Raw genomic sequence first — 16480 nt, 5'->3', positions numbered from 1 at the left:
CCTGACACTGCGGACCCTGAGTCGGCGTCCTTGCCGGCGGGCTTGGTCTGGTTCTTCTCGGTCTGGTTCGAGGAAGGTGGGGGGCGCTCACCGGCGGGCTGATCAGAGGTGAAGTCGTCGGCCATGAGGCTTACCGTACCCCCGTCGGGCGCGGTGCGGGTGTGCCCTCCGCGGCCGCCTCGGCGGCGATTGTGACGCCCTCTGGCTGCGACGACGTGCCCGGCAGCGCCACCTCAGGAACGTCGGGGGTGCCGATCTGGGCGGCTAGCCACGGCAGCGAATTTCGGAACGCCTGGGCCGCGAAAGGCCAGTCGTGTTTGCCCGATTGGGGAACCACGGCGCAGTCGATGCCGTATTCGCTGCCGATTCGGCACAGGGTGCGGGCCGCCGACGAGGGATTGCCGGCCGGGTTGGTCTCCTCGGGCAGGCCCTGCAGATCCGCCCCGGATAGCGCCGGTCCGACGCTGCCCGGCGGTTCGGAGACCGCGAACCAGCCGGCCACTGCGTCGTAGTCGCCGTGCCGGGCCATCACGGTGGCCGGATCCCAGTCGTTCCAGGCCTCGGCGTTGCCGCCGTAGAGACGGTCGATTGTCTGCATCTTGGTCCCGGCGTTCGGGGCGAGATCGCCGTCGATGTTGACGAACGCACTGAACAGGTCGGGGTACTTCACGGTGAGGTTCAGCGCGCAGGTGCCACCGGAGGACCAGCCGACCACACCCCAGTGCGCCGGATCCGCGCTCACGCCGAAGTTCTCGATCATGTGCGGTACCACCTCTTTGGTCAGGTGGTCTGCGGCGTTGCCCCGCACCCCGTTGACGCATTCCGTGTCGTTGTTAAACGCACCGCCGGAGTCGGGGAAGACGAACACCGGGGCGTTGCCGCCGTGCCGGGCGGCGAACTCGTCGATGGTGTGCACTGCGTTTGCAGTGCGGATCCAGTCCGCCGGAGTGTTGAACTGCCCGCCGATCATCATCACCGTCGGCAGCGTCGGTGGGGGATTGCTGGAGAAGTACACCGGCGGCAGGTACACGAGTTCACCGCGGTGCTTGAACTTCGACACATCTGACGGCGTGGTGACCGGCACCACCTTGCCTTTGGCCGGAACGCTCTGCGTGGCAATCATTGTGGCGACAGTGGCCGGATCGGTCTGACCGGGAAGCGGACCGCCCGTCAGCTGACCCCATGCGGTCTGGACGGTGGGGAAGTAGCCCACCCACAGGTTGAGCATCAACCCCGCCGACACAGCCGACATGGGCACCGCCAGGACCGAAACGACCCGCCGCCACCGCAGTGCCGAACGCCAACCGAGGACCGCGACCGCCACGGCCAGACCAGTCAGGCCCACCCACAGCCAGAGTTGTCGTGGCGCGGGCTCACCGGAAAGACCGTTGGAGGCGATACTCCAGTGCGCGATCGCGACCAGCGCAACGCCGAACGCCGCCGCGCCGGGCAGTAGTGCCAATCGCCAACGCCGAGTGCGCCATCCGATCGCCAGCACCAGGAGAACCCCGGCCAGGACCTGGGCGGTCAGCGGAACCCAGCCGTGCATCAGGGAGATGTGATCGCGGAACAGGCCGATCGGCTCCGCGAGCGTGGCGTCGACCCTCGTTGTGGAAGGTGTCACATCTGGCAGGTTAGCGCGGCTTTGCCAGCGGGAACGGCAGGGTCTCGCGAATGCTGCGGCCGGTGATGAGCATGACGACCCGGTCCACACCGACGCCCAGGCCGCCGGTGGGCGGCATGGCGTACTCCATGGCCGTCAGAAAGTCCTCGTCGAGTTCCATCGCCTCAGGGTCGCCGCCGGCGGCGAGCATGGATTGTTGCTGCAGTCGGCGGCGCTGCTCGACGGGATCGGTGAGTTCGCTGTAGGCGGTGCCCAGTTCCACCCCCCAGGCGACCAGGTCCCACCGCTCGGCGACCCCGGGTCGGCTCCGGTGCGGCCGGGTCAACGGCGACACCGAGGTGGGAAAGTCGGTATAGAAGGTGGGTTCCTCGGTGCGTTCCTCGACCAGTCGCTCGTACAACTCCAGCACCACCGCGCCGGCGTCCCAGTGACTGAGATAGGGGATACCGGCGTCGTCGCACAGGCGGCGCAGGGTGTCCAGTTCGGTGTCCGGGTCGATGTGGTGTCCCAAGGCCTCCGACACCGCGTCGTGGATCGTCTTGACCGGCCAGCGCCCGGAGATGTCCACCGGCACAGGGCCGTCCGGGCCTGGGCGCATGACCACCGGAGAACCGTTGGCCGCCGTCGCGGCGTTCTGGATCAGCTCCCGGCAGCCGTCAATCCAAATCAGGTAATCGGCGTGCGCCTGATAGGCCTCCAACAGGGTGAACTCTGGGTTGTGACTGAAGTCCACACCCTCGTTTCGGAACGCCCGGCCAAGTTCGAATACACGTTCCACGCCGCCGACGCAGAGCCGCTTGAGATAGAGCTCGGGTGCGATCCGCAGATACAGATCCAGGTCGTAGGCGTTGATGTGGGTCTGGAACGGGCGGGCGTTGGCGCCGCCGTGGATCTGCTGCAGGATGGGCGTCTCTACTTCCAGGAAACCCTTGGCGAACAACGTCTCCCGAATCGATCGCAATATTTCGCTGCGGGCCCGGATCAGATCGCGGGCCGTCGGATTGACCGCAAGGTCGACGTAGCGGGCGCGCACGCGCGCCTCCGGATCGGACAGTCCCTTCCACTTGTCGGGCAGCGGCCGAAGGCACTTGCCGAGTAGGCGCCACCGGCTGACCAGCACGGATCGGGTTCCGTTGCGGCTGTAGCCCATCCGGCCGGTCACCTCGATTAGATCGCCGAGGTCGACGCCGGCGAAGTCCGCTCCGTCGGTCGCCGCTTTGTCCAGAAGCAGTTGGACGTCACCGGACCAGTCCCGCAGGGTAGCGAAGGTCACCCCGCCGTAGTCGCGGGTGCGAAGTACACGCCCGGAGACGACGACCGGGGTGTCGTCGGCGGCGCGGATCGCCGCGGCGACCGTGTGGGTCGGCGGACTGCCCACCGGGTAGGCGTCGATGCCCTGCTCCTGCAGTGCCTGCAGTTTGGCCATCCGCACCCGTACCTGTTCGGGTAGCCGCTGTTCGGGGGTCTCGTCGATCTGGCCCACAGGGGCGTCCGCGATGATCTGGTGCGGCACCGCCGAGTGCTGCCCGGTGTGCTGCTTGGCCCGGCGGGAAAACGGCAGGACCAGGAATCCCTCGGCGATGACGGAGGCCACCCCAACCCGGGGTATCAGCCGGGTGTCCTCGTAGCAGGCGAACCGCGGCACCCACTCGGGTTGATATTTCATGTTGGAGCGGTACAGCGTTTCCAGTTGCCACCACCGGGAGAAGAACACCAGTAGCGCCCGCCACAGCCGGGCCACCGGACCGGCACCCAATCGGGAGCCCTCCTCGAACGCCGACCGGAACATGGCGAAATTCAGCGAAACCCGGTTCACCCCAACGGTGTCGGCGTGTTGCAGCAATTCGCTGACCATCAACTCGACCGTGCCGTTCGGGGATTGCGGTGAGCGGCGCATCAAGTCCAGTGACAGACCACTGGCGCCCCACGGTACGAACGAGAGCATTCCGACGACCGGGTCGTCGGTGCCTTCGGCTCGCAGGGCCTCCACCAGCAGGCAGTCGCCGTCGGCAGGGTCGCCGAGGCGGCCCAGCGCCATCGAGAATCCGCGTTCGGTCTCGGTGTCTCGCCACCTGTCGGCCCGTGCGACGACCTGAACCATCTCGTCGGCGCTCAGGTCGCGGTGGCGGCGCATCCGCACCGTCAGTCCGGCTCTTCGCGCCCTCGTCACCGCTTGGCGGACCCCCCGCATCTCGGCGCCGGAGAGCCGGAACCTGTCCGGGTAGAGGATCGCCTCGTCGCCCAGTTGCAACGCGCTTAATTCGGCCTCCCGGTAGGCCTGCGCGCCGGTGGAACTCGCGCCCATCACCCCGGGCGCCCATCCGTAGTCGCTGCACCGTTCCAGCCAGGCCGCAATAGCCTGCGGCCAGGACCGCGGATCGCCGACCGGGTCGCCGCTGGCCAGGCAGACGCCGACTTCCACCCGGTAGGTGATCGCGGCGCGTCCGTTGGGCGCGAAGATCACCGACTTGTCGCGACGGGTGGCGAAATAGCCCAGCGAATCGTTCTTGCCCCAGGTATCCAGCAGCCCCCGGATGGCGAGTTCGTCTTCACCGGTCAGCGCGTTCTCGGCGCGCTGAGACTGAAACAGCACCACGGCGGCGGCCATCAGCGCCAGCGCACCGAACAGCCCGAACAGGGCGTTGAGCAAGACATTGGGCTTGCCGGCGAACAAGTCCGGGGTGGCCACCGCGAAACCGCTGACCCGGTTGACCGCGTACGGCAGCCGGTAGTCACGCTGCAGCGACCCCGGGAACAACTCCAGCAGCCCCCAGGCCAGCAGAATGCCGATCACGTTGCCGGCAACCAGGACCGCCGCGGCTTTGAGCAGCGCTCCGCGGCGCACCTTGGCCCAGAACTCCCGGCGGGCGAGCAGCACAATCGCCAATGCGGCGCCGTGGACTGTCAGGCCGAGGAACTCGCCGACGTCTTCGAGTTTGGTGCCGTCCCGCTCGGTGAGCGAGGCGACGTCAAGGCCGACGGCGAGCACCAGGTTGCCCACCAGCACCCACCACGCGATCCGCTTCCGGGCAGCCAGGGCACCGGCCATCACCGCCAAGGCAAAGGCCCACGCAAAGCTGGTGTCGGGGAAGTTGAACAGGTACTTGTCGGTGAACTCGCGCGGCACCCTGGTGAGATGCCGGATGGTCGGCGACACGCTGGACAGCAACGACGCGATGGCGATCACGCCCAGGATCCACCCGGTCGCGGCGGGCACCCAGTGCAAAGGTGTACGGGGCAACGACGTACGGGTTCTGCTCCGGCTGCTGGTGACCGTCATAGGCCGCCAGAATAAGCCGACACCCGGAGATGCGGTGTGGTTCGCCGCGTCAGCCGACCGGTCCGGTGTACTTCTCGCCGGGACCGCGGCCGGGTTCATCTGGCACCGCGCTCGCCTCGCGGAACGCCAGTTGCAGGCTGCGCAACCCCTGTTTCATCGGCTGGGCGTGCGGCCCCAGATACCCTGCAGAGCCATCCAACAGGCCGGCATAGGCGTTGATCAACCGGCGCGCCTCATCGAGATCGCGGTGCTCGCTGACGTCGGGATCCGGCGCGGCCAGACCGATCTTCTCGGCCGCGGCGCTCATCAACATGACCGCCGCCCGGCTGATCACCTCGATGGCGGGGATATCGGCCAGTTCGCGATGCGGTGCATCAGTCCGTTCTGCGGTGGCAGGGTTATCCGTCATGCCTGCTAGACTCGCACGGACGACCGTCCAGGCATATGCCAGGACAGCAAGTGGAGTCCCACTCCCACCGCCGGCCTCAGGCCGGGCGGTCCGGTCACAGGTACCCCCGGGTACCTGTTCTGCGCCAGACGCAGGCGGCGAAGCGCTGTGATCGGTCGGCTCGGGCCCTGCTGCATGCAGGGCCTTTTCGCTGGTGGCGTGGTTTCTGCTGATGCTGTCCCGGATATGTGGACGGCCGACCGGAAACACCGACCAGGGAGGCCCCATCAGCACTGAGACCCGCGTCAACGAGCGTATCCGCGTTCCTGAAGTCCGATTGATCGGGCCAGGTGGGGAGCAGGTAGGCATAGTGCGCATCGAGGACGCTCTCCGCGTCGCCGCGGATGCCGATCTTGACCTTGTCGAAGTAGCCCCGGACGCTAAACCGCCGGTGTGCAAGATCATGGACTACGGCAAGTTCAAATACGAGACGGCACAGAAGGCGCGCGAGTCTCGCAAGAACCAGCAGCAGACCGTCGTCAAGGAGCAGAAACTTCGCCCCAAGATCGACCCCCATGACTACGAGACCAAGAAAGGTCACGTCATCCGCTTCCTGGAGGCGGGGTCGAAGGTCAAGGTGACGATCATGTTCCGCGGCCGTGAACAGTCCCGGCCCGAACTCGGGTACCGGTTGTTGCAACGGCTGGGCGCCGACGTCGCCGACTACGGCTTCATCGAGACATCGGCCAAGCAGGACGGACGCAATATGACGATGGTGCTGGCCCCACACCGTGGCGCCAAGACGCGTGCCAGGGCGGCCCAGCAAGCCACCGCCGGTCCGGCCCGACCGGACAGCCCGGAGAGTCCGGAGGTCCCGCAGACCGCCGCCGGTCCTGACACGGCCGCTGCCACCGACTGAGAACTGATCACCACCGCTCAACCGAGGAGAACTGAGGACACCATGCCCAAGGCCAAGTCACACAGCGGCGCCAGCAAGCGCTTCCGCCGCACCGGCACCGGAAAGATCGTGCGCCAGAAGGCGAACCGCCGCCACCTGCTCGAGCACAAGCCGAGTAAGCGGACGCGTCGTCTCGACGGCCGGACCGTCGTCGCCGAGAACGACACCAAACGCGTCAACAAGATGCTCAACGGCTGACCCCGATCCACAAGCCGGCCCCGCCGGCGACCACGACTTGAATTCCGTGACCGAACGAGAAGAGGAACACCCATGGCCCGCGTCAAACGCGCAGTCAACGCCCAGAAGAAGCGGCGCACCGTCCTTAAGGCGTCCAAGGGCTACCGCGGCCAGCGCTCGCGGCTCTACCGGAAGGCCAAAGAGCAGCAACTGCATTCGCTGACCTACGCCTACCGCGACCGGCGTGCCCGCAAGGGCGACTTCCGCAAACTGTGGATCGCCCGGATCAATGCCGCTGCCCGTGCCAATGACATCACCTACAACAGGCTGATTCAGGGTCTGAAGGCTGCCGGGGTGGAAGTAGACCGCAAGAACCTCGCCGAGATCGCCGTCAGCGACGCTGCTGCGTTCAGCGCGCTCGTTAAGGTGGCCCGCGCCGCACTGCCTGGGGATGTGAACGCCCCGTCCGGTGAGGCTGCGTGACAGCACTGTCCGAGCGTTCCGCTCGGGTGGCTCGAGCGGCCAAGCTGCAGCGCCGCGCTGAGCGGACCGCGTCGGGTCGGTTCCTGGCCGAAGGCCCCAACCTGATCGAGGCGGCGGCCCGCGCGGGCGCTGTCGAGGAAGTGTTCGCCACCGAGGTGGCGGCGCAGCGCTACCGGCCGATGCTGACCGGGCTGGCACTGTCGGTCGTCACCGACCGCGCGATGAAGTCGCTGTCGGAGACGGTCACACCGGCCGGCCTGGTCGGCGTGTGTACCCGCCAGGCCCCTGACCTCGGTGCAATCCTGGCTGGCAATCCCGGGATCATCGTTATCGGCGCCGATATCGCCGACCCCGGCAACGCGGGGACGCTGATCCGGCTGGCCGACGCCATGGGTGCGGCGGTGGTGGTGTTCTCCGGTGACGCGGTCGACCCCTACAACGGCAAGTGTGTCCGCTCCTCGGCCGGCAGCATCTTCACGGTGCCCGTGGCCCTCGAGGCCGACACCGTCGGCCTCATAGACCGACTGCGGGACGGTGGCATCAGGGTGCTGGCCACCACACTGACCGGTGAACTGAGCCTTGACGACGCCGACGACGATCTGCTCGGCGCCCCGACGGCGTGGATCTTCGGGCGCGAGGCGCACGGACTGTCCGACCAAATCGCCGTTCGGGCCGATCACCGGGTCGTCATCCCCATGGCGCGGGGTGTCGACAGTCTCAACGTGGCGGTGGCCGCGGCGATCTGCCTCTACCAGAGCGCACGGGCGCAGCGCAGGCACTCAAACCGGTTGCCCTAGGCTGGCCGCGTGGACGGCGACGCCAACGGCGATCATCCCGGGACCGATGATGATGTTGCCGCCCCAGCGGGCAACACGCCGGCCCGCGGCGGTCCCGCCGGCTGGTTCCAGAACGTCAACCGCAATCCCGATGTTGTCAGCCTGATCCGGCTGGCCCGCAAGAAGCTGCCGGGCGACCCCGACTTTGGCGACCCGCTTTCCAGGTCCGGGGACGGCGGCGCGCAGGCCGCTGCCCGTGCCGCCGATCGCCTACTGCCCGACCGGGAAGCAGCCACCCGGGAGGTGAGCCTGGCCACCCTGCAGGTGTGGCAGGCCCTCACCCAGCGAGTGTCCGGGCGCCCCGTCGACGCCGAAGTCACCATCGTCTTCACCGACCTGGTCGGCTTCTCCGACTGGTCACTGCACGCGGGTGACGAGGCCACCCTTCGACTGCTGCGCCGGGTCGCCCAGGTCGCCGAGCCGCCGTTGCTCGACGCCGGAGGCCACATCGTCAAACGTATGGGCGACGGGATGATGGTGGTGTTTTCCGATCCGCTGACCGCCGTCCGCGCTACCATCGCGGCACGTGATGCGGTGAAAACCGTTGAGGTAGATGGCTATACGCCCCGTATCCGGGCAGGCATTCACACCGGTCGGCCGCAGCGTATCGGCGGTGACTGGTTGGGGGTGGACGTCAACATCGCCGCCCGCGTGATGGACCGCGCCACCCGGGGCGGGTTGATTGTCTCCGAAGCGACACTGGCGGCGATCCCGCCGCACGAACTGGAATTGCTCGGCACGACGGTGAAACGGGTACGCCGCCAGGTGTTCAGCCCGCGTCAGGCCGGAGTGCCGGCGGATCTGGAGATGTACCGGCTCACGACGCGCCGCGCCGCGCCGGGGGAGAATTCGCCCGGCGACCACGGGGCAGCGTCCGCCGTTGACGCCGACTGACGCGTCAGACGAACTCCTCGGCACTGGCCTCGATCCAGTCCGACAGCCAGGCCTCCGGAGGGCACTCCAGCAGTTCCCCGGGCATCAGCCATTCGTAGATTTCGGCGTAGGTGCGGTTGTGTGCGCTGTCGATACGGCGATTGAGCATCGACGGCGTTAACTCCGAGAAGCTCTCCAGGCCCATCGAGGCAACCATCTGCGCCGCGCTGGCCACCACGGCCTGCTGGAAGTTGGCGGCTCGGTCTATCTTGTCCGGTACATGCAAGGCCCGCGCCAGGCCGGGGTCCTGGGTGGCCACCCCTGTCGGGCAATGGTTGGTGTGGCACTTCATCGCCTGGATGCAGCCGACTGCGAACATCATCCCGCGCGCCGAGAGGGTGAAGTCGGCCCCCTGGATGATGCGCTTGACGATGTCGAAGCCGCTGGTGATCTTTCCCGAGGCACCGATCTTGAGGTGCTCGCGTAGCCCGGTTCCTACCAGGCAGTTCTGCGCCAGCATCAGGCCCTCCGTCAGCGGCATACCGACGTGGTCGACGAATTCCTGTGGTGCGGCACCGGTTCCGCCCTCGGAGCCGTCGATGATGATGAAGTCCGGGGTGATGCCGCTTTGCAACATGGCCTTGCACATGGATAGGAACTCTGTGCGGGCGCCGACGCAGAGTTTGAACCCGACCGGCTTGCCGCCGGAGAGGCTGCGCAGCGTGGCGATGAAGTGCATCAGTTCCAGCGGGGTGTGGAAGGCGGTGTGCGCCGGGGGGGAGACGACGGTCTGGCCCACCGGCACCCCGCGGGTCTCGGCGATCTCCGGAGTGACCTTGGCCCCCGGCAGCACACCGCCCAGACCGGGTTTGGCGCCCTGAGAGAGCTTGATCGAGATCGCTTTCACCGTCGGCAGCGCCGCCTTATCCCGGAACTTCTCGGCGTCGAAATTCCCGTCGGGGGTGCGGCAGCCGAAATACCCCGAACCGATCTCCCAGATCAGGTCACCGCCGTGCTTGAGGTGGTACGGACTGATGGCACCCTCACCGGTGTCGTGCGCGAACCCGCCTTTGGCGGCACCGCCGTTGAGCGCCTCGATCGCGTTGCCGGACAGCGCCCCGAAGCTCATCGCCGAGACGTTGAGTAGGGCGATATCGTAGGGCTGAGCGCAGTCCGGACCGCCGAGGCGGATCCGGGGGGACAGATCGGTGGCGATCCTGGCCCGCATCGAGTGCCGCAGGAATTCGTAACCGACGGCGGTGACGTCGCGCTCGGTACCGAACGGCTCATCGCCCTTGGTTCCTTTGGCCCGCCGGTAGATCGCGTCACGGGTCTCCCGGTCGAAGGGGGCGCCGTCGGTGTTCGACTCCACGAAGTACTGGTAGATCTCCGGGCGGATACGTTCGGCGATCCACCGGGCGTGGCCGAGGATCGGGAAGGCCCGCAGGATCGAGTGGCTCTTCTGGACCAGGTCCCAGGTGCCCAGACCGGCGAGTGCCGCCAGCACCGCCGATCCGACCCACCAGCCGGTGTGGCCCAGCTTGACGGCCAACACCGCCACGGCCACCGCTGCCGCCCACGCCGCCGCGATGATGAGCGCTCTGAGCATCTGTCATCCCTTGCCTCGACCAGTCGGGTTAATTGCCCGCGAGGCGTAATTCTGGCATCACCTATGATCTTTCGGTCGGCACTTCCGTGACACTAGGGTCACACCCGTCCCGGTGAAAGACCAGGCCAGCTAAGGAGAATCTCAGCGCGTGGGTGAGCAACCGCTGTCACAGGACGCGCTGGCGACCGCGGTCGAGGCAGCCCGCCGGGCGTTCGCCGCGGCAGTTGACCTCGACTCCCTTGCTCGCGCGAAGACCGAGCACCTCGGTGATCGTTCCCCGTTGGCCGTGGCCCGCCAGGCCCTCGCCGGGCTGCCGAAGGACCAACGCGCCGACGCCGGCAAACGAGTCAACGTCGCGCGGACCGAAGCCCAGGCCGGCTACGACGAGCGCGTTGCGGTGCTGCGTGCCGAGCGTGACGCGGCGGTGCTCGTCGCCGAGGCCATCGACGTCACGTTGCCCTCCACCCGGCAACCCCTTGGAGCCCGTCACCCCATCACGATCCTGGCCGAGCACATTGCGGACACCTTCGTGGCGATGGGCTGGGAGCTGGCCGAAGGCCCCGAGGTGGAAAGCGAGCAGTTCAACTTCGACGCGCTGAACTTCGGGCCCGACCACCCGGCGCGCAGCGAATCCGACACCTTCCACATCGCGCCGGAGGGCTCACGGCAACTCCTGCGCACCCACACCTCACCGGTGCAGGTGCGAACTCTGCTGGAGCGCGAACTACCGGTGTACATCGTCTCCATCGGCCGGACCTTCCGGACCGACGAACTGGACTCCACCCATACGCCGGTCTTCCACCAGGTCGAGGGGCTGGCGGTGGATCGCGGACTGACCATGGCGCATCTGCGGGGAACCCTGGATGCCTTTGCGCGCTCGGAGTTCGGCCCGACCGCCCGGACCCGGATGCGTCCGCACTTCTTCCCGTTCACCGAGCCGTCAGCCGAGGTCGACATCTGGTTCGAGAACAAGAAGGGCGGTCCCGGCTGGGTGGAGTGGGGCGGCTGCGGAATGGTCAACCCGAACGTGCTGCGCGCCGCCGGTATAGACCCGGAGGTCTACTCCGGCTTCGCCTTTGGTTGCGGCCTGGAACGAACCCTGCAGTTCCGCAACGGCATTCCCGATATGCGTGACATTGTTGAGGGAGACGTTCGATTCTCACTGCCGTTCGGGGTCGGTCTGTAATGCGGCTTCCCTACAGCTGGTTACGCGAGGTGGTGCAGGTCGGCGCTCCCGGGTGGGATGTCGACCCGCACGATCTGGAGCAGGCGCTGATCCGGGTCGGCCACGAAGTCGAAGACGTCATCACGGTGGGACCGGTCAGCGGGCCTTTGCGGGTCGGCCGGGTCACCGGTATCGAGGAACTGACCGAGTTCAAGAAACCGATCCGGGCCTGCACCGTGGATGTCGGTGCGGGATCCAGTGGTGGGGCCGACCGCGACATCGTCTGCGGTGCAACGAACTTCGCGGTCGGTGACCTGGTCGTGGTGGCACTGCCGGGCGCCGTTCTGCCGGGTGACTTCCACATCGCCAGCCGCAAGACCTACGGTCGAACCTCCGACGGCATGATCTGTTCGGCGGCCGAACTCGGTCTGGGCGCCGACCACTCCGGCATTCTGGTGCTGCCTCCCGATACCGCCGAACCGGGTGCCGACGCTCACCAGGCCCTCGGCCTCGACGACGTGGTGTTCGACTTGTCGGTCACGCCCGATCGCGGCTACTGCATGTCGGTGCGGGGCATCGCCCGCGAGATCGCCTGCGCCTACGACCTGAACTTCGTCGACCCCGCAGACGTTCCCGCGCTGCCCGCCGACGGCCCCGCCCTGCCGGTGACGATCCAACCGGGCACCGGTGTCAGCCGCTTCGCGCTGCGCCCCGTCACCGGTATCGACCCAAAGGCGCAGTCGCCGTGGTGGTTACGGCGGCGTCTGATGCTCTCGGGTATCCGGCCGATCTCACCGGCCGTCGATGTCACCAACTACGTGATGCTTGAACTCGGCCATCCCATGCACGCTCACGATCAGAGCCGGATCCGTGGCGAGTTCGCCGTCCGGTTCGCGCATCCGGGGGAGAGTGTCGTCACCCTCGACGACGTTGAGCGCCGCTTGGATTCCGGTGACGTGCTGATCGTCGACGAGGTCGCCGTCGCGGCGATCGGCGGGGTGATGGGCGCGGGCACCACCGAGATCGACGGGAACACCACCGACGTGTTGCTGGAGGCTGCGGTCTGGGATCCGGCCGCGGTGTCGCGCACCATCCGCCGACTGCATCTGGTCAGTGAGGCCGGCCGCCGCTATGAGCGCTGCGTCGATCCCGCCGTGTCAGTGGCTGCCATTGATCGCTGTGCCACGCTGCTGGCCGATATCGCTGGTGGCACGGTGCAGCCCACGCTCACCGACTGGCGCGGTGATCCACCGCGGCAGGACTTCTCGCCGCCACCGGTGCGCATGCCCGTTGACCTGCCCGACCGCACCGCGGGTGTGACCTACCCGGATGGCGCCACGACGGGCCGGCTGACCCAGATCGGGGCTACGGTCACCGCTGACGCCGATCCGGCCGTCCTGGTGGTCACTCCGCCGAGTTGGCGGCCGGACCTGGTCCAGCCCGCCGATCTTGTCGAAGAAGTGCTCCGACTGGAGGGTCTCGACGTCATCCCGTCGGTGCTGCCGGCCGCACCGGCCGGACGCGGTCTCACCGACGCCCAGAAGCGTCGCAGCGCGATCGGCAAGGCCCTCGCGCTGTCCGGGTTCATCGAGGTGCTGACCACCCCGTTCCTGCCTGCCGGGGTTTTCGACCAGTGGGGACTGCCTGCCGAGGACCCACGCCGCAACACCACCGCCGTCCTGAATCCGCTGGAGGCCGATCGGCCTGACCTGGCGACCACACTGCTGCCGGCCCTGTTGGAAGCCCTGTCCCGCAATGTTTCCCGAGGATTCGGTGATGTCGCCCTGTTCTCGATTGCGCAGGTGGTCCAACCCACCGAACACACCCGGCCGGTGGACCTGATTCCCACCGATCGGCGTCCCACCGACGAGGAGATCGCCGCGCTGGACGCCGCATTGCCGCACCAGCCGGTGCACGTGGCTGCGGTGCTGTGCGGTCTGCGCGAGCCGCGCGGACCGTGGGGGTCCGGCCGAGCGGTCGAAGCGGCCGACGCGTTCGAGGCGGTGCGGGCGATCGCCCGGGCCTGCGGGGTTGATGCGGAACTGCGGCCGACACAGCACCTGCCGTGGCATCCCGGGCGTTGCGCCGAGGTGGTCGTCGACGGACGGGTCGTCGGTCACGCCGGGCAGTTGCATCCGGCCGTGGTCGAGCGTTCCGGATTGCCCAGGGGCACCTGCGCGGTGGAACTCGACCTCGACGCCGTTGGGGTGCGCGGTCGGCTGCCCGCGCCGCGGGTGTCACCGTTCCCGGCGGTGTTCCAGGACGTCAGTCTCGTGGTCGATGCCGCGGTGGCGGCCAGCGCGGTCATCGACGCAGTCCGCGACGGTGCTGGTCCGTTGCTGGAGGACGTGTCGCTGTTCGACGTCTACACCGGACCGCAGATCGGGGAGGGTCGCAAGTCGCTGACTCTGGCCCTGCGGTTCCGGGCCGCCGACCGGACGCTGACCGAGGATGAGGCCAGCGCCGCCCGGGACGGTGCCGTAGCCGCGGCCGCGGATCGGCTCGGCGCTGCCTTGCGGGGCTAAATTCCTCATGAATTTGCAGTCGAATGCATAACCATGCACAATGGCGCGGTGACTTCAGTGGCGGTGGCCGGCGCCAGCGGATATGCCGGCGGTGAAATCCTGCGGCTCCTGCTCGGCCACCCCGGCTACCAGGACGGCTCCCTGACGATCGGTGCCCTGACCGCCGCAGCGAGCGCTGGGACGGCACTGAGCGAGCATCACCCGCACCTGCTGCCGTTGAGCGAGCGGGTCCTAGAACTCACCGACGTCGAGACGCTGAGCGGACACGACGTGGTTTTTCTGGCCCTGCCGCACGGGCACTCCGCGCAGATCGCCGAGAAACTCGGATCCGAGACCATCGTGATCGACTGCGGTGCGGACTTCCGGTTGACCGATGCCGGCGACTGGCAGCGGTTCTACGGCTCCGACCACGCCGGCAGTTGGCCCTACGGGCTGCCCGAACTTCCCGGCGGCCGCGAACAGCTATGCACGGCCCGGCGTATCGCGGTGCCTGGCTGCTATCCGACCGCCGCGCTTCTGGCGCTGTTCCCCGCTGTCGCCGCAGGCCTGGTCGAACCGGCAGTCACCGTGGTCGCGGTCAGCGGCACCTCCGGAGCCGGCCGGGCCGCCAAGGTCGATCTGTTGGCCTCGGAAGTCATCGGATCGGCGCGGGCCTACAGCATTGCCGGCGTGCACCGACACACCCCGGAGATCGCTCAGGGTCTGCGGGCGGTGACCGATCAGCCCGTGACGGTGTCGTTCACCCCGGTTCTCATTCCGACCGCCCGCGGCATCCTGGCTACCTGCACCGCCCGCACCTGTGCGCCGGTGTCTGAAATTCGCACCGCCTACGAGAAAGCCTATGCCGCAGAACCGTTCGTCCATCTGCTGCCGGAGGGGCAGCTGCCCCGCACCGGTTCGGTGATCGGCAGCAACGCCGCCCATCTTGCGGTGGCGGTCGACGGCGACGCCGGTGTCCTGGTCGCCGTGTGTGCCATCGACAATCTGGTGAAGGGCACGGCGGGGGCAGCGGTGCAGTCGATGAACCTCGCGTTGGGTTGGCCTGAGACCCAGGGTCTCTCGGTGGTGGGACTAGCGCCGTGACCGGACGATATCCAGCAGCAGCCGTCCGCCTGTTGCGCAATCAGGGCGTCACCGCACCTGCCGGCTTCCGTGCCGCCGGCATCGCTGCGGGCATCAAGGCCAGTGGCGCCCCCGATCTGGCGTTGGTGTTCAACGAGGGGCCGGACTACGCCGCGGCCGGGGTCTTCACCCGCAACCAGGTCAAGGCCGCACCGGTGCTGTGGACCAGCCAGGCGCTGACCACCGGGCGACTGCGCGCGGTGCTGCTGAACTCAGGCGGCGCCAATGCCTGCACCGGCCCGGCGGGTTTTCAGGACACCCACGCGAGCGCGGAAGCGGTCGCGGCGGCGCTGTCGAACTGGGGCACCGAGACCGGACCAGTCGAGGTTGCGATCTGCTCGACCGGCCTGATCGGTGACCGGTTGCCGATGGACCGACTGCTGGCCGGGATCACCGAGATCGTCCACGAATTAGCCGGCGGACTGCACGGCGGCGACGACGCGGCCCGTGCCATCATGACGACCGATACCGTTCCCAAACAGGTTGCGCTGCATCACTCCATGGATTCCGGGGAGAACTGGACAGTCGGCGGGATGGCCAAGGGTGCGGGAATGCTGGCTCCGTCGCTGGCCACCATGCTGGTCGTGCTGACCACCGACGCAATCGCCGACACAGCCGCGCTCGATGCCGCCCTGCGTCGTGCGACGGCCCAGACCTTCGACCGCCTCGATGTCGACGGCAGTTGCTCGACCAACGACACCGTTCTGCTGCTCGCCTCCGGCGCCAGCGAGATCCAGCCCACCCAGGAGCACCTCGACGATGCAGTCCTGCGGGTGTGTGACGACCTGTGCGCGCAACTCCAGGCCGACGCTGAGGGAGCCACCAAGCGGGTTGCGATCACGGTGACCGGTGCGCCCAGCGAAGCCGAGGCGGTGACTGCAGCCCGACTGGTCGCCAGGGACAGCCTGGTCAAGACGGCGCTGTTCGGATCGGACCCGAACTGGGGGCGGGTGCTGGCCGCCGTCGGGATGGCGCCATTCACCCTGGATCCTTCTCGGATCGCAGTGTCGTTCAACGGATTCCCGGTCTGTGTCGACGGTGCCGGCGCCCCTGGTGCCCGCGATGTCGATCTGTCCGGCCCGGGCATCGAGGTCACCATCAACCTCAACATCGGCGACGGCGCCGCGACCATCCGGACCACCGACCTCTCGCACGATTACGTCGAAGAGAACTCGGCATACAGCTCATGACGGGGAGTGCAGAGGTGCTGCGCGAGAAGATCGTCGTCGTCAAGTATGGCGGCAATGCGATGACCGACGATGCGCTCAAGACGGCCTTCGCCGGGGACATGGTCGCACTCCGCAAGGCCGGTATCCGCCCAATCGTGGTCCACGGCGGTGGACCGCAGATCAGCGCCATGCTGAACAAACTCGGCATCGCCGGTGAGTTCAAGGGTGGTTTCCGGGTTACTACGCCTGAGGTGCTCGATGTCGCCCGCAT

At 67.8% G+C, this 16480-nt stretch carries 14 protein-coding genes; 10 read left to right on the top strand and 4 right to left on the bottom strand.

From position 1 onward, the window contains the following. Positions 1-130 precede the first annotated feature (130 nt). The 3 genes from ADBZ5N_RS11055 to ADBZ5N_RS11045 all read right to left on the bottom strand — a co-directional run bounded on the left by ADBZ5N_RS11055 (position 131) and on the right by ADBZ5N_RS11045 (position 5313). Positions 131-1549 (bottom strand): alpha/beta hydrolase, encoded by a 1419-nt coding sequence (locus ADBZ5N_RS11055; RefSeq protein ID WP_526257533.1) that lies wholly within the window; start codon positions 1547-1549, stop codon positions 131-133. 85 nt (positions 1550-1634) lie between these two features. Then, a complete protein-coding gene (lysX, locus tag ADBZ5N_RS11050; protein WP_526257531.1) occupies positions 1635-4904 on the bottom strand; it encodes a bifunctional lysylphosphatidylglycerol synthetase/lysine--tRNA ligase LysX in 3270 nt (1089 codons plus the stop codon). Between the two features lie 49 nt (positions 4905-4953). Further along, entirely contained in the window at positions 4954-5313 is a 360-nt protein-coding gene (locus ADBZ5N_RS11045; protein WP_526257530.1) for a DUF1844 domain-containing protein, read from the bottom strand. Positions 5314-5578: 265 nt separating this feature from the next. Here ADBZ5N_RS11045 and infC point away from each other — a divergent pair, with 265 nt between their 5' ends. The 5 genes from infC to ADBZ5N_RS11020 all read left to right on the top strand — a co-directional run bounded on the left by infC (position 5579) and on the right by ADBZ5N_RS11020 (position 8640). Then, a complete protein-coding gene (gene infC, locus ADBZ5N_RS11040; protein ID WP_526257532.1) occupies positions 5579-6211 on the top strand; it encodes a translation initiation factor IF-3 in 633 nt (210 codons plus the stop codon). Between the two features lie 42 nt (positions 6212-6253). Continuing rightward, a complete protein-coding gene (gene rpmI, locus ADBZ5N_RS11035; protein ID WP_526257529.1) occupies positions 6254-6448 on the top strand; it encodes a 50S ribosomal protein L35 in 195 nt (64 codons plus the stop codon). A gap of 72 nt (positions 6449-6520) precedes the next feature. After that, on the top strand, positions 6521-6910 hold the full coding sequence (rplT, locus tag ADBZ5N_RS11030) for a 50S ribosomal protein L20 (RefSeq protein WP_526257528.1): 390 nt from the start codon (positions 6521-6523) through the stop codon (positions 6908-6910). Next, complete coding sequence (locus ADBZ5N_RS11025) at positions 6907-7707, top strand: TrmH family RNA methyltransferase (RefSeq protein ID WP_526257527.1); 801 nt, start codon at positions 6907-6909, stop codon at positions 7705-7707. Before rplT ends, ADBZ5N_RS11025 begins: the two co-directional genes overlap by 4 nt. Before the next feature lie 9 nt (positions 7708-7716). Further along, complete coding sequence (locus ADBZ5N_RS11020; RefSeq protein ID WP_526257526.1) at positions 7717-8640, top strand: adenylate/guanylate cyclase domain-containing protein; 924 nt, start codon at positions 7717-7719, stop codon at positions 8638-8640. A gap of 4 nt (positions 8641-8644) precedes the next feature. Here ADBZ5N_RS11020 and ADBZ5N_RS11015 read toward each other — a convergent pair whose 3' ends face one another. Then, positions 8645-10228: an FMN-binding glutamate synthase family protein gene (locus ADBZ5N_RS11015; protein WP_526257525.1), complete on the bottom strand. Its 1584-nt coding sequence runs from the start codon at positions 10226-10228 to the stop codon at positions 8645-8647. A 148-nt stretch (positions 10229-10376) separates the two neighbouring features. On the opposite strand from ADBZ5N_RS11015, the gene pheS reads away from it, so the two are divergent. The 5 genes from pheS to ADBZ5N_RS10990 all read left to right on the top strand — a co-directional run. Next, positions 10377-11414 (top strand): phenylalanine--tRNA ligase subunit alpha, encoded by a 1038-nt coding sequence (gene pheS, locus ADBZ5N_RS11010; protein WP_526257524.1) that lies wholly within the window; start codon positions 10377-10379, stop codon positions 11412-11414. Further along, a complete protein-coding gene (gene pheT, locus ADBZ5N_RS11005) occupies positions 11414-13918 on the top strand; it encodes a phenylalanine--tRNA ligase subunit beta (protein WP_526257523.1) in 2505 nt (834 codons plus the stop codon). Before pheS ends, pheT begins: the two co-directional genes overlap by 1 nt. A gap of 48 nt (positions 13919-13966) precedes the next feature. Continuing rightward, the gene (gene argC / locus ADBZ5N_RS11000; RefSeq protein ID WP_526257522.1) at positions 13967-15001 is read left to right on the top strand and encodes an N-acetyl-gamma-glutamyl-phosphate reductase; all 1035 of its coding nucleotides are present in this window, start codon (positions 13967-13969) and stop codon (positions 14999-15001) included. After that, complete coding sequence (argJ, locus tag ADBZ5N_RS10995; RefSeq protein ID WP_526257521.1) at positions 14998-16230, top strand: bifunctional glutamate N-acetyltransferase/amino-acid acetyltransferase ArgJ; 1233 nt, start codon at positions 14998-15000, stop codon at positions 16228-16230. The genes argC and argJ overlap by 4 nt, the downstream gene beginning before the upstream one ends. After that, on the top strand, positions 16227-16480 hold a 254-nt coding region (locus ADBZ5N_RS10990), incomplete at its 3' end, for an amino acid kinase family protein (protein ID WP_526257520.1). The genes argJ and ADBZ5N_RS10990, both read left to right, overlap by 4 nt.

Origin of the sequence: Mycobacterium sp. (assembly GCF_044370595.1) — a bacterium.
GTDB lineage: Bacteria > Actinomycetota > Actinomycetes > Mycobacteriales > Mycobacteriaceae > Mycobacterium.
This window is presented reverse-complemented; position numbering and strand designations above follow the sequence as displayed.

Excerpts from the sequence above, each read along its gene's own strand:
- ADBZ5N_RS11055 (WP_526257533.1), bottom strand. The coding sequence starts at position 1,549 with ATGCACGGCTGGGTTCCGCTGACCGCCCAGGTCCTGGCCGGGGTTCTC.
- lysX (WP_526257531.1), bottom strand. The coding sequence starts at position 4,904 with ATGACGGTCACCAGCAGCCGGAGCAGAACCCGTACGTCGTTGCCCCGT.
- ADBZ5N_RS11045 (WP_526257530.1), bottom strand. The coding sequence starts at position 5,313 with ATGACGGATAACCCTGCCACCGCAGAACGGACTGATGCACCGCATCGC.
- rpmI (WP_526257529.1), top strand. The coding sequence starts at position 6,254 with ATGCCCAAGGCCAAGTCACACAGCGGCGCCAGCAAGCGCTTCCGCCGC.
- rplT (WP_526257528.1), top strand. The coding sequence starts at position 6,521 with ATGGCCCGCGTCAAACGCGCAGTCAACGCCCAGAAGAAGCGGCGCACC.
- ADBZ5N_RS11015 (WP_526257525.1), bottom strand. The coding sequence starts at position 10,228 with ATGCTCAGAGCGCTCATCATCGCGGCGGCGTGGGCGGCAGCGGTGGCC.
- pheT (WP_526257523.1), top strand. The coding sequence starts at position 11,414 with ATGCGGCTTCCCTACAGCTGGTTACGCGAGGTGGTGCAGGTCGGCGCT.